Genomic DNA, 12,119 nt, shown 5'->3' with positions numbered 1-12,119 from the left:
CGTTCCTGTCGTTGGTTTATTATTTTTACAAGATTAGTCAGTCATTATATTTAACAATTAGCAGATAAGAAAGTTATATATTTATACGAATCGCGCATGACCGTTGAGGCAACTTTTGTTGCGGTTTTTCCTGATTGGTGTATACAATAATTTTATATAAAAATAATAAGCCGAAGCCATTTCCCTAATCATGAGGACAACAAGAATGAAACTTTCTACGCATGTTCAAAGCGATTTTACCATTGCAACCATTGACGAAACCCGCATGGATGCTGCCATTGCTCCCGAATTTAAGTATCAAATTGTGCAACTGCTCGAAGACGGTGCAACCCGTATTGTCTTGGATTTGAGCACCGTCAAGTTCATGGACAGTAGCAGCCTCGGCGTACTGGTCAGCCTGTTGAAAATGGTGGGCAATCGTGGCGATCTGATCATTGTCGGTGCGAAAGGTGTTGTGGCGGATCTGTTTAAGCTGACCCGCATGGAGCGCGTATTCCGCATGGCTGATAGCGTTGAAGCCGCATTAGGTGCCGTTGCTGCCTAGTTAACCGCGTATCACCCAATTGAGGAGGGGTTTTCATGAAAGCGATGATTCTGGCAGCCGGTAAAGGCACGCGCGTGCGCCCAATTACCAACGAAATGCCCAAACCGATGATTCCGATCTTGCGCAAGCCGGTGATGGAATCCATTGTGGAATTGCTGCGCACTCACGGTGTCGAAGACATTGTGGTCAATACCAGCCACCTTGCCCCCGTGATCGAAAACTATTTTCGTGACGGGAATCAGTTAGGGGTACAAATTGCGTATTCCTACGAAGGCTACATGACCGAAGAAGGCTTGGAAGGCAAGGCGCTAGGATCGGCAGGCGGCATGAAGCGCATTCAAAACTTTTCCGGGTTTTTCGATGAAACCTTCATTGTGCTGTGTGGCGATGCCTGGATTGATCTCGATCTGACCGAAGCCTTGCGCCAACACCGCGAAAAAGGCGGGGTGGCGACCATTATCTTGCAGGAAGTCCCCCGCGAGGAAGTACACAAATACGGCGTGGTCAAACTGGATGCGCATCAACGCATTGTGCAGTTTCAGGAAAAGCCCAAGCCGGAAGCTGCGGTTTCTAACCTGATCAATACCGGCATCTACTTGTTTGAGCCGGAGATTTTCGACTATATCCCAGCGGGTGTGGAATACGACATTGGCAGTCAGTTGTTCCCGGCATTGGTTGCGGCGGGTGAGGAATTCTACGGCATCAAAATGGATTTCCAGTGGGTGGATATTGGTTCCGTGCCGGATGTGTGGGAAGCCACGCGCAAAGCCCTGCAAGGGGATATTCACGGCTTTCAAATGCCCGGCAAACAAGTGCGCCCCGGCGTATGGGCAGGGATTAATGTCAGCGTGAATTGGGAGCGGGTCAACATTATCCCGCCGGTCTACATTGGCAGCAGCACGCAAATCGAAGCAGGCAGCAAGATTACCGGCCCGTGCATGATTGGGGCTAACTGCCTGATCGAGTCTGGCGCAGAAATCAGCGAATGCCTGATTAGCGATTATACCCGCATCGGTGGCATGGCAACCTTGGATCACAAACTGATCTTTGGCGGTGACTGCATTGCACCGGATGGCAGTGTGTTGAATGTGGGTGAAACGCAAATTCGCTGGTTAGTGGATGACAGACGCCGGGCGCTCAACCCTAGCGACATTCACGACATGCTGCTGTTCAATAATATGCACAGTTTCTATGGCGAATTGGCACGGGAAACGGAGGCAGCCTAATGGAAACGACTTACAAACACTATGACATTCGGCTCTCTATCGACAGCCGTTTGGAGCAAGTACGGGTGTTGTCAGGTGCATTACGCGGGATCGGCAAAGAGCTGGAACTGTCCGATGATAAGCTGGGGCAACTCGAATTAATGATGGTGGAAGCCGTCAACAATGTCATCGAACACGCTTACGAAATGCAGGGTGGCAACGATGTGCGGGTGCGGGTGGAATACAACTCGGAAGTGGTGAATCTGATCATTTCTGACAGTGGGCGCACGATGCCAGACGCGGTACACGCCGAGACGCATGAAATGCCTGACCCGGAAGACTTGCCGGAAGGCGGTTGGGGCATGGGTTTGATTCACTTGCTGGCAGATTCCATTCGCTATATCCGTGATGCCAAAGGCAACCACCTGCACGTCAGCAAGCAGTTGGTTTGAAGATGAAACGGCTGGTTTGGGCAGTCATCATGGTGTGGGTACTGCTCTTGCAGGGATGCAGCAGCATCCCGTCCAGTCAGCCTGATTCTGTCAGTAAAACGGGTTCGCTGGCGGGGCAGTGGGAATTTCTGCCCTCCGGTTCGGAGGCTATGCCCGCTGCCAAAGCCGTATGGCAAACCATCAATATTCCCAGCAATTGGTACACGCAAGGCTATGACCATCATGGCGTGGCATGGTATCGGCTCAAGTTTAACGCGAATACGTCCCCTGAAACCGTGTCTACCCTGCATTTTGGCGGGGTGGACTACTTTGCCGCTGTGTGGTTGAACGGGCAAAAGCTCGGTTCACACGAAGGTTATTTTCAAGAATTTGCGTTTGATATTTCGCAGCATCTGAAGGCTGGCGAGAATATTTTACTGGTGCGAGTGAACAGTCCGCAGGAAAAGGCGGAAGATTATTCGCTGCGTAAGCGATTGATTAAAGGCATTTTTTCGCACCACGATACGCGCCCCGGTGGGGCTTGGTCGGATCGGGGGCAGGAACAGAATACCGGCGGCATTTGGGGTGAGGTGCGTTTGCGCCAAACACAGCAGGTACAACTTGAACCCAAACGTGTGCAGGTGCAGCCGGTGCAAGGGCTGGAGCAGTGGCAGGTGTTGGTGGCTTTGGATGTATTGGGGGAGTTGCCAGCAAACACTAAACTGCAATGGCAAATAGGGGCTTGGCGGGGCGAAACGCCCGCACGTCAATCCTTATCTATTACCGTTTCTAATCCTAAACTCTGGAATCCGCACGGCTACGGCAACCCCAACCTCTACAAGCTAACCGTCAGCGCCGTACACGATGGCAAAGTACTCGATACCTTCGAGCGCACCATTGGCTTCCGCAAAATCCGCCGTTCGCCGCAAGAAATCTGGAGCATCAATGACCAGCGTATCCAGCTCAAAGGCACGAATTACATTGCCAGCCAGTGGCTCAGTGAGATGTCATCGGCTGATTTTCGCCGCGACATTCAATTGATGCTGGATGCGAATATCAACACCGTGCGCGTCCATGCCCACGTCACTGCCCCTGAATTTTACCGTTTGTGCGATGAAATGGGTTTGATGGTGTGGCAAGATTTCCCATTGCAATGGGGCTATCAGGACACACCCGAATTCCATCAGCAAGCGGTGTCACAAGTCGGCGATATGATCCGCCAATTCGGGCAATACACTTCCATCATCCAGTGGACGTTGCACAACGAGCCACCGTGGGATGCGGATTGGATGAAGTGGAAGTACAAAGATTACAACCCGCAGCAAAACAAAGTGCTGGATAACAAGCTGCATCGTGCGGCGTTGGCGTTGGAAAAAACTCGCCCGATCAGCATGATTTCTTCCACCAAAGAACACCCGTGGTTGGGCTGGTATTCGGGGCATTGGCTCGATTACGCCAAGCCGACCAAGACCGCCACCATAGCCGAATTCGGTGCGCAAGCCTTGCCGGATAAAGCAACCTTGCGCAAGATTCTGGGGCATGAAGCGGAATTGCCCACCACCGATGCGGCATGGGAGGCATGGGCATTTCACAACTTCCAGCGCAAAGAAACCTTGGAGATTGCCAAGATCCCACAAGGCAAAACGTTGGATGAATTCATTGATAATACCCAGCAATACCAAGCGCGGTTAAATCAGCTTGCAGCAGAATCCTACCGTCGCCAAGCGTACCGTCCAGTCGGAGCGTTGTTCCAGTTCATGCTGGTGGAAGATTGGGCTTCGATGAATTGGGGCATGGTGGATTTTTGGCGCAAACCCAAACCGGGGTATTACGCTTTGCAACGTGCTTATCAGCCCATTTTGCCGAGTCTGGCGTGGAACAAGGTGGATTATGCAGCGGGTGAAACCATTACGTTTGGCGCGTGGGCGTTGAATGACAGCGCCGCGAATTACCCGAATGCACGTTATGCCATCAAACTGTTAGGCGACAAGCAAACGCTGGATGCGCAAACATGGGCATTCAACCTGACGGCGGATATGCACCAGCATTTGCGGGATTACACCGCACCTGCATTGGATGCGGGCGAGTACCGTCTGGAAGCCGCTATCCACGATGCGCAAGGCAATCTGTTAAGCAGCAACGAATACCGTTTCACCGTTCAACCACAACAATAAGAATGCACAGTTATGGGATTCTATTTCGACAAGTTTGAAGACCGCAAACCCGAACCGCCGCTGGAATATTCGGCGGTAACGGAAAGCATTTGGCAATTTCTCGCCGTCATCGCCTTGACCTTGGGGGCGTGGTATTTGTGGTGGCGGTGGACGGCTTCGCTTAATCCGGATGCGCTGTGGTATGCGATTCCGCTGGCATTTGCGGAAACCGCCTCCTATTTTGGGCTGGGCTTGTTCGTGTTCAACTTGTGGAAAGTGCAGGATTATGAGCAATTGCCGCCGCCTTCGACACTCAGTGAAGTGGTGCGCCCTGATCATGGCGAAGAACGCCCGCTGAAGGTGGATGTGTTTTTCCCTAGCTACAATGAAGATGTGGAGCTGGTACGCCTGAGTATCCGTGATGCCAAAAAGGTGACATATCCGCATTCGATTGAACTGAAAATTTTCGTGTTGGATGATGGCAAACGCGCGGAAATGCGCCAAGTCGCGGAAGAAGAGGGTGTGGGTTACATCACCCGCACCAGCAATATCGGTTTCAAAGCAGGCAATTTGCGCAATGCGATGGAGCAAACCCACGGTGATTTCATTGTGATTTGCGATGCCGATACGCGCCCGTTTCCGACAATTTTGGAACACACGCTCGGCTATTTTCGCGACCCTGACGTGGCGTGGGTGCAAACTCCGCAATGGTTTTTCGACCTGCCGGAAGGCAAACGTTTACCCGATGTGTTGGGTAAATACTTGAAAGCCCCCGGTCGTTGGCTGGGCAAAGGCGTGGAAGCAATGATCGGTGAAATGCGCGTGGGCGAAGACCCGTTCGTGAATGAGCCAAAAATGTTTTACGACATTATCCAACGCCGCCGTAACTGGGCGAATGCGTCGTTTTGTTGCGGGGCAGGCTCGATCCATCGGCGTGAAGCAGTGATGGAAGCGGCGCTCAAAACCTATTCCGATACCATCGAAAAGCAGGTCGGTAAGCAGTCCAAACAGTTGCAAAAGCTGATGGGTGGGGAAGCACTCGACAGCGGTTTGGTGCAGGAAATGCGCCATCAGGTAGCGGGCGAAGAGGAATTTACCCCGTACCGTTTCCACGTTTCGGAAGATATTTACACCTCGATTGTGCTGCATTCGGATGAAGATCGGCATTGGAAATCGGTGCTGCATCCGGCGGTTGAATCCAAAATGTTGTCGCCGCAAGACTTGTTGAGTTGGACAGTGCAACGCTTTAAATACGCAGGCGGTACATTGGATATTGTCATGCACGACAATCCGATGACGCGCAAAGGCATGAGTTGGGCGCAACGCTTGATGTATGGCGCAACGGCATGGTCATACCTTGGTGGTATCTGGAATATGATGTTTTTGGCAGCACCTTTGGTGTATTTGTTTAGTGGGATTGCGCCGGTGAGTGCTTACACCGGGGATTTTTTCCTGCACATTTTGCCGTTCCTGATTGCGATGGAATTGGCGTTTATGGTGGGGACATGGGGAATTGCGGGCTACCGTTCCAAAGCCAGTTACTTGTCATTTTTCCCGGTGAATCTTCAGGCGATTTGGACGGTGTTGAAGGGTGAACAGATTAAGTTTCCGGTGACACCAAAAGACCGGCAAGAAGGTAATTTTTTCCATCTGGTGCTGCCGCAATTTGCGGTGATTGTGTTGACGGTGCTGGGGATTGCGTATGCCAGCGTGCAGTTTTTTGTGCTGGGTAACGATGATTATTCGATGGGTGGAATTCTGACCAATCTGTTTTGGGGGCTGAATAATATTTTGGCGTTGAGTGGGATTGTGATGGCGGCGTTTTGGCGACCAGAAGAAGAGGTGACAGTATGAGTTTTAAACAGGGCTTGGTGCGTGCGCGTAGCCATTTGATTTTTTTGACAGGGTTAGTCACCGCGTTTGGTTTGGTGGGTTGGTTGGAAGGGCTTAGTGTGGGCAATGCGAATACCCCGGAGGCAATGATCGACATCAGCACTGAGGTAAACATTGCGCCGCCGCGTGCCTTAACCGCGCAGGAAATGGCGTGGGCAAAAACGGCGTGGAAGTATTTTCAGAACAACACGATTCCTGGAACGGGGCTGGTGAATTCGGTTGATAAGTATAACGCCTCCACGTTGTGGGATACTTCGTCGTATTTGATGGCGGTGATTGCGGCGCAACGCTTAGGGATTATTGATCAAACCGAATTCGATGCGCGTATTTTCAAAGCCTTGGATTCTTTGACGAAAATGCCACTGTTTGAAGGCAAGTTGCCGAATAAATCCTACAACACGATTTCCTTACAAATGGTGGATTACAACAATCAGCCGAGCGAAAAAGGCATTGGCTGGTCGGCAATCGACATCGGGCGTGTACTCGTGCCGTTTAACGTGCTGACTTGGCATTACCCGCAACACACTGCATCGGTTAAGCGGGTGTTGGAAACGTGGGATACCGCGCCGATGTTGGTGCAGGGCGTATTGTATGGCGCGGCGGTTAGTGATGATGGCAAAACCGAATACCTACAGGAAGGGCGTTTGGGCTATGAAGAATATGCTGCCAAGTCCTTCAATCTGATGGGGCTGGATGTTTCCAATTCACTGCGTTACACCGATTACCTCAAGTTTGTGGATATTAGCGGGATTCAAGTTGCCACCGATAGCCGCAGTGCGCAGCAATACGGAGCGCACAACTACGTGGTGAGTGAACCGTACATTCTGGATGGCGTGGAATTCGGTTGGGATCACCTGTCGCAAGAATTGGCATGGCGTGTGTATAAGGCACAGGAAAAGCGCTTTGCCGAAACGGGCATTCTCACCGCCGTGTCGGAAGACAATATCGACCAGCCGCCGTACTTCGTTTACAACACGGTGTTTACCGATGGCAAAATCTGGAACGCTATCACGGAGAAGGGCGAAGATGCCAGCCAGTTTAAAACGTTGAGTACCAAGGCAGCATTTGGCTGGCACGCGCTGTATGAAACCGATTATACCCAGAAACTGGTGGAGAAGGCGGCGACCTTGGCTGACCCCGAACGCGGTTGGTATTCCGGTTTGTATGAGGTCAGCGGTCAGCCCAACAAAGCGCTTACCGCCAACACCAACGGCATCATCTTGGAAGCGTTGGCGTATAAGCAGGGCGGCAAGCTGATGAAGTTGGGGAAATAATCAGATTTCCCGGTTCAAGACGCGCTTGAGTGCCGCCGGATCAAAGTCGGCGGTGACGATGGATTCACCCAGCGATTTCATCAAGATGAGGCGTAATGTGCCATCCAACACTTTCTTGTCTACTGACATATAGCGGGTGAAGTCTTCGCCCGTCATTTGCGCGGGCGGGTCAACTGGCAAGTTAGCGCGTTGCAAAATGTGGCGCGTGTAAGCCACGTCATCCGCCACCAGCCAGCCCATTTGCTGCGACAATTCCGCTGCCATCACCATGCCGGTTGCAACCGCTTCGCCGTGCAACCAGTTGCCGTAACCCATTGCGGCTTCGATCGCGTGACCGAAGGTATGCCCCAGATTCAGCAAGGCGCGTTGCCCAGACTCACGTTCATCTGCCGCGACGACTTCGGCTTTGTGTTCGCAGGAGCGGAAAATCGCATAGGTCAACGCTTCGGGGTCACGCGCCAGCAGCTTATCCATGTTGGTATCCAGCCATTGCAGGAAGGCGGGATCACGAATCAAACCGTATTTCACGATTTCAGCAATGCCTGCACTCAGTTCGCGGTCAGCCAGCGTATTCAGACTGTCAGTGTCGATCAGCACGCATTGCGGCTGGTGGAATGCGCCGATCATGTTCTTGCCGAGCGGGTGATTCACGCCAGTTTTGCCGCCGACGGAAGAATCGACCATTGCCAGCAAGGTGGTGGGAATCTGGATGAAGTTGATGCCGCGTTGATAGCTGGCAGCCGCATACCCCGTCATGTCACCCACGACACCGCCGCCGAGCGCAATCAGCGTGGTTTTGCGATCCGCCTTGTTTTCCAGCAAGTGGGTGTAAATCTGGTTGAGGACATCGAGGTTTTTGTAGCTTTCACCATCAGGCAAGATGGCGGCGGAGTGTTTCAAACCCATCAGCAAACGTTGTGTGGTTTCCAAATACAGCGGTGCAACTGTGGTGTTGGACACGACGACCGCGCTTTTGCCACGAATGTGCGGCGTGACCAGCTCGGACTGTTGCAGCAAGCCTTGCCCGATGTGAATCGGATAGCTGCGCTCGCCAAGGTCGAGATTAAGGGTTTGCATGGGTAACTTCCTGTAATTGTTTGAGTTTGTTGTGGATTTCGCGCAGGATAACGTTCACTTTTTGTTTGCCCGTTGGCACAACTAAATCAGCGACTTCCAGATAATACGGCTCGCGGGTTTTTAGCAGGTTGCGTAAGGTTTGCAACGGGTTTTCGGTTTGCATCAAGGGGCGGCTGCGGTCGTGTTTGATGCGCTGAAACAGTTGGTCGGCGGAAGCCCGTAAGTAGATTACACACCCGCCGGTTTTGAGATGTTGGCGGTTGGTTTCGCGCAAAACACTGCCGCCGCCGGTGGCGAGTAATATGTCGGGAAGGGCGGTGAGTTCGGCGATGACTTGTTCTTCGCGCTCGCGAAAGCCAGCTTCTCCTTCAAGCTCAAAGATGGTGGGGATGCTGACACCCGTGCGCTCTTCGATCACCCTGTCGGAATCGTAGAAGGTTAGGTTCAGTCGTCGCGCAAGTTGTCGGCCTATGGTGGATTTTCCCGCGCCCATCAATCCCACCAGAATGATACTGTTTTGCATGGGGGATTTATGCCAGCACTGGGCGCGGGAATCAAGCAGCTTGTGGACTGCTTTAGCGTTTACTGTCCACAATTTTCGGGGTAACAAAAATCAGTAGCTCACGATTCTTGTTGCTGTTGTTGTCGGTGCGGAACAGTCGGCCTAACACCGGCACATCGCCTAACACCGGAACTTTGGTCGTGCCGCTCAGGTTTTCTTCCTCATGCACGCCACCGAGCACCACCGTTTGCCCGTTTTCTACCAGCACTTTGGTTTGCACTTCACGGGTGTTGATGCTGGGGACGCCGGAGAAGATTTGCCCCACGGTGTCCTGATTCACTTTCAAATCCATGGAAATGTGTTCGTCCGGGGTGATTTGTGGCGTGACTTCAAGACTGAGCACCGCTTTTTTGAAGGCAACGTTCGCCGCACCGCTGGAAGACGCTTGCAGGTACGGAATTTCTACACCTTGTTCGATCAACGCCTTGGTTTGGTTGGAGGTGATCACCCGTGGGCTGGAAATGGTCTCGCTCTTGCTTTCGGCTTGTGAGGCAGAGAGTTCGAGATCGACCAAGAAATCCTTACTCAAAATGGAGAAGCCGTAGCTGCCAATCGCGCCGGTGACAGGCAGGTTGACGCTGAGGCGGTCGCTGAGGCCGGGAATTGTTACGGTATTGTCGCCGGTAGGGTCAGCCAGTGCTTTGGTCGCACTTTCCCAGTAATCGTCAGTGCCGGAGCCAAGATGCCCAGTACCAATGCCAATGCTGTCTTGATTGATCCAGTTTGGTGTAATGCCGAAACGTGCGCCGAGTTCTTTGCCGAAGGTGTCATTGGCAATGACAATGCGTGATTCTATTAAGACTTGTTCGACCGGAACGTCCAGTGCTTTGACGAGATCGCGGATGGCTTTGACTTGTGTTGCCGTGTCTTGCACCAACAGAGTATTGGTGCGTTCATCTACCGATACTTTGCCGCGCGGGGAGAGCAGGGATTGTTTGTCTTCGCCTTTGGATTTTTCAATCAACGCCGACAGTTCGCTGGCTTTGGCGAAATTAATGGCAATATATTCTGTCACCAACGGTTCTAATTCTTGCTTGGCTTTGATGGATTGCAGCTCTTGCTGTTCCTTCGCGGTCAATTCGGCGGCAGGCGCGACCCAGATGACGTTGCCGTTTTCGCGCATGGCCAGATTTTTGGATTCGAGCACGATGTCGAGCGCTTGATCCCACGGCACATCTTTGAGGCGCACCGTAATATTGCCCGCTACGGTGTCACTGACGACGATATTTTTGTCGGTGAAGTCAGCCAGCAATTGCAATACCGCCCGCACTTCAATGTCTTGGAAATTGAGCGAGAGTTTTTCGCCGGTAAAGGTCTTCTTTTTTTGTTCACTCGCGAGTTTTTCTTCAGCCGATACTTTGAGTTTGTCGATGTAAACGGTGTATTCATTGCCGTTGCGATTGGTGCGGTATTCAAATCCTTCGTGGCTGGAAAGGCGAATTCGCGCCCCGTCATTCCGTTGCGCCACGTCGATGCTGCTCACGGGCGTGCCGAAGTCCATCACATCCATGCGTTTTTGCAAATTCGCAGGCACGTCAACGTCCGCCAAGGTAACGGTAATGGTGTTACCGCTTTTGCTATCGCTAACATTGGTGTCAGCGGAAGGTAAATTAATGATCATGCGCCCGCTACCGTCGGGTTCACGCCGGAAATCCACGCTTTGTAATTGCGATACAGTGTTGGCTGGTGCGGCTACTGGCATTGGTGCTGGGGTAGCGACGCTTGCCAACGGTGCGGGTTTTGCTGCCATCGGAGAGGCGATTACAGCTTTAGGGGGGGCATGACCACGGGGGCAGGCATAACCACGGGTGCTGGCGGAGCGACAGCATCCGGTGGCGTATACCAAGCGTAATCTTTCGGCAGCGCGGCGGGAACGGGCAATTCTGGCAATGGTAACGTTTGGCTGGCTGGCGTCACGGTTGGGGGTAGAGACGCAAGATTTTGCGTCTCCACGGTGGACGGTTTGGGTGCGGGGGCAAAATTATCGGCGCTGGCTTTGCCGCTGCGCTGCACGTTGGGCGTTGTTTGTTGTTTGCCGTTATTGTCGAATAACATGACAACGGTGTTGCCACGGGATTCTAGCGTGTGGTTGACCAAGCCATTCAGGTGCACCACTACCCGTGCTTTGCCTTGGTTATTGGCGGCATCAATGGTTTGCACATTTCCCAAGTTAACCGCTTTGCTGCGGGTATTGGGTGCAACGTCGGTCGCAGGAAAATCAAAGACTAGCCGTGAAGGATTTTCCATGAGAAAACCTTGGGGCAATTGCACAGGGGAGCTGAATTGCAATTGAACTTCGGTTTTATTGCCTGTTGCTTGCGCGGTGATATTTTGCAGTTGCTTATCGGCTGCAAACACCAAGCTGCTGGCAGGGGTGCAGGCCACGAGAATTGCCAACGCAACACTTTGCTTTATTGTTTTCATTTTGTTGCTAGTCCTGTGTATTATTTTTTTACATCTTTAAGGTCAGAGAGGGCGATGGCATTTTCCCGTTCTTTAAAACCACCAAAACCGTTTTCGACAATTTCCTGAACCATCACTTTGGTTTCTTCAACTTTATTGATTTTGCCGTGATTTTTACCGAGGTAATTGCCTGCACGAGCGCGGTGAATAGCACCATCCGGGATGCGGATAAGCGCCCACAATGCGCCATTTTGGTTGAGCGTGCCAACCATGCGCAGGCTGTCCAACGGAAAACCTTCCAAAAATTCAGGGACACGATTCGCGTCGGGCATAATGGCGCTGCCGGGGTCTGCCACGGTATCGGGTGCAAGAATCTTGGAATCAAACGGATTTAATTCGTGTCCAGGGTAAATAAACCGTACATAAGGTTTTATTTCGGGAATCGGGTCAATTGGCGCGGCTGGTTTCGCCTTAACACTTTGCACGTATTGTTCTAAATCACTCATGTCACTATTACAGGCCGTCAATAAGAATAATAAGCTAAAACTTGATATTAACTTAATAGACGCGACGAATG

11 protein-coding genes are annotated in these 12,119 nt (G+C 52.0%); 6 read left to right on the top strand and 5 right to left on the bottom strand.

Annotation, left to right across the window (positions count from 1 at the left end):
- Positions 1 to 205: 205 nt before the first annotated feature.
- The 6 genes from HMY34_RS03050 to HMY34_RS03025 are packed head-to-tail and all read left to right on the top strand — an operon-like array spanning position 206 to position 7,500.
- Positions 206 to 544 carry an STAS domain-containing protein gene (locus HMY34_RS03050; RefSeq protein ID WP_202717846.1) on the top strand — a complete coding sequence of 113 codons (339 nt, stop codon included), beginning with the start codon at positions 206 to 208 and terminating at the stop codon, positions 542 to 544.
- 35 nt (positions 545 to 579) lie between these two features.
- Positions 580 to 1,770, top strand: coding sequence for a nucleotidyltransferase family protein (locus tag HMY34_RS03045; RefSeq protein WP_202717845.1), 1,191 nt, complete (start codon positions 580 to 582; stop codon positions 1,768 to 1,770).
- A complete protein-coding gene (locus tag HMY34_RS03040; RefSeq protein ID WP_202717844.1) occupies positions 1,770 to 2,201 on the top strand; it encodes an ATP-binding protein in 432 nt (143 codons plus the stop codon). The genes HMY34_RS03045 and HMY34_RS03040 overlap by 1 nt, the downstream gene beginning before the upstream one ends.
- Positions 2,202 to 2,203: 2 nt before the next feature.
- Positions 2,204 to 4,354 carry a glycoside hydrolase family 2 protein gene (locus HMY34_RS03035; RefSeq protein WP_202717843.1) on the top strand — a complete coding sequence of 717 codons (2,151 nt, stop codon included), beginning with the start codon at positions 2,204 to 2,206 and terminating at the stop codon, positions 4,352 to 4,354.
- A 12-nt stretch (positions 4,355 to 4,366) separates the two neighbouring features.
- Positions 4,367 to 6,187 (top strand): glycosyltransferase family 2 protein, encoded by a 1,821-nt coding sequence (locus HMY34_RS03030; RefSeq protein WP_202717842.1) that lies wholly within the window; start codon positions 4,367 to 4,369, stop codon positions 6,185 to 6,187.
- Positions 6,184 to 7,500, top strand: a complete 1,317-nt coding sequence (locus HMY34_RS03025) for a DUF3131 domain-containing protein (protein WP_202717841.1) — start codon at positions 6,184 to 6,186, stop codon at positions 7,498 to 7,500. The genes HMY34_RS03030 and HMY34_RS03025 overlap by 4 nt, the downstream gene beginning before the upstream one ends.
- On the opposite strand, the gene aroB is transcribed toward HMY34_RS03025, so the two are convergent.
- The 5 genes from aroB to HMY34_RS03000 are packed head-to-tail and all read right to left on the bottom strand — an operon-like array spanning position 7,501 to position 12,048.
- Positions 7,501 to 8,577, bottom strand: coding sequence for a 3-dehydroquinate synthase (gene aroB, locus HMY34_RS03020; RefSeq protein ID WP_202717840.1), 1,077 nt, complete (start codon positions 8,575 to 8,577; stop codon positions 7,501 to 7,503).
- The gene (locus HMY34_RS03015; protein WP_202717839.1) at positions 8,564 to 9,100 is read right to left on the bottom strand and encodes a shikimate kinase; all 537 of its coding nucleotides are present in this window, start codon (positions 9,098 to 9,100) and stop codon (positions 8,564 to 8,566) included. Before HMY34_RS03015 ends, aroB begins: the two co-directional genes overlap by 14 nt.
- 52 nt (positions 9,101 to 9,152) lie before the next feature.
- The gene (locus HMY34_RS03010) at positions 9,153 to 10,889 is read right to left on the bottom strand and encodes a type IV pilus secretin PilQ (protein WP_202717838.1); all 1,737 of its coding nucleotides are present in this window, start codon (positions 10,887 to 10,889) and stop codon (positions 9,153 to 9,155) included.
- Positions 10,890 to 10,900: 11 nt separating this feature from the next.
- Entirely contained in the window at positions 10,901 to 11,563 is a 663-nt protein-coding gene (locus HMY34_RS03005) for an AMIN domain-containing protein (protein ID WP_202717837.1), read from the bottom strand.
- A 20-nt stretch (positions 11,564 to 11,583) separates the two neighbouring features.
- Complete coding sequence (locus HMY34_RS03000; RefSeq protein WP_228287961.1) at positions 11,584 to 12,048, bottom strand: pilus assembly protein PilP; 465 nt, start codon at positions 12,046 to 12,048, stop codon at positions 11,584 to 11,586.
- Positions 12,049 to 12,119 lie beyond the last annotated feature (71 nt).

This window comes from Thiothrix subterranea, from assembly GCF_016772315.1.
GTDB lineage: Bacteria > Pseudomonadota > Gammaproteobacteria > Thiotrichales > Thiotrichaceae > Thiothrix > Thiothrix subterranea.
Note: the sequence above shows the minus strand (reverse complement) of the source record. Positions and strands in the feature narration are given on the sequence as shown.

Bases quoted from the DNA above. Each gene is read 5' to 3' on its own strand.
- HMY34_RS03035 (WP_202717843.1), top strand. From the start codon at position 2,204: ATGAAACGGCTGGTTTGGGCAGTCATCATGGTGTGGGTACTGCTCTTG.
- HMY34_RS03030 (WP_202717842.1), top strand. From the start codon at position 4,367: ATGGGATTCTATTTCGACAAGTTTGAAGACCGCAAACCCGAACCGCCG.
- HMY34_RS03040 (WP_202717844.1), top strand. From the start codon at position 1,770: ATGGAAACGACTTACAAACACTATGACATTCGGCTCTCTATCGACAGC.
- HMY34_RS03005 (WP_202717837.1), bottom strand. From the start codon at position 11,563: ATGAAAACAATAAAGCAAAGTGTTGCGTTGGCAATTCTCGTGGCCTGC.
- HMY34_RS03050 (WP_202717846.1), top strand. From the start codon at position 206: ATGAAACTTTCTACGCATGTTCAAAGCGATTTTACCATTGCAACCATT.
- HMY34_RS03045 (WP_202717845.1), top strand. From the start codon at position 580: ATGAAAGCGATGATTCTGGCAGCCGGTAAAGGCACGCGCGTGCGCCCA.
- HMY34_RS03015 (WP_202717839.1), bottom strand. From the start codon at position 9,100: ATGCAAAACAGTATCATTCTGGTGGGATTGATGGGCGCGGGAAAATCC.
- aroB (WP_202717840.1), bottom strand. From the start codon at position 8,577: ATGCAAACCCTTAATCTCGACCTTGGCGAGCGCAGCTATCCGATTCAC.
- HMY34_RS03010 (WP_202717838.1), bottom strand. From the start codon at position 10,889: ATGGCAGCAAAACCCGCACCGTTGGCAAGCGTCGCTACCCCAGCACCA.
- HMY34_RS03025 (WP_202717841.1), top strand. From the start codon at position 6,184: ATGAGTTTTAAACAGGGCTTGGTGCGTGCGCGTAGCCATTTGATTTTT.
- HMY34_RS03000 (WP_228287961.1), bottom strand. From the start codon at position 12,048: ATGAGTGATTTAGAACAATACGTGCAAAGTGTTAAGGCGAAACCAGCC.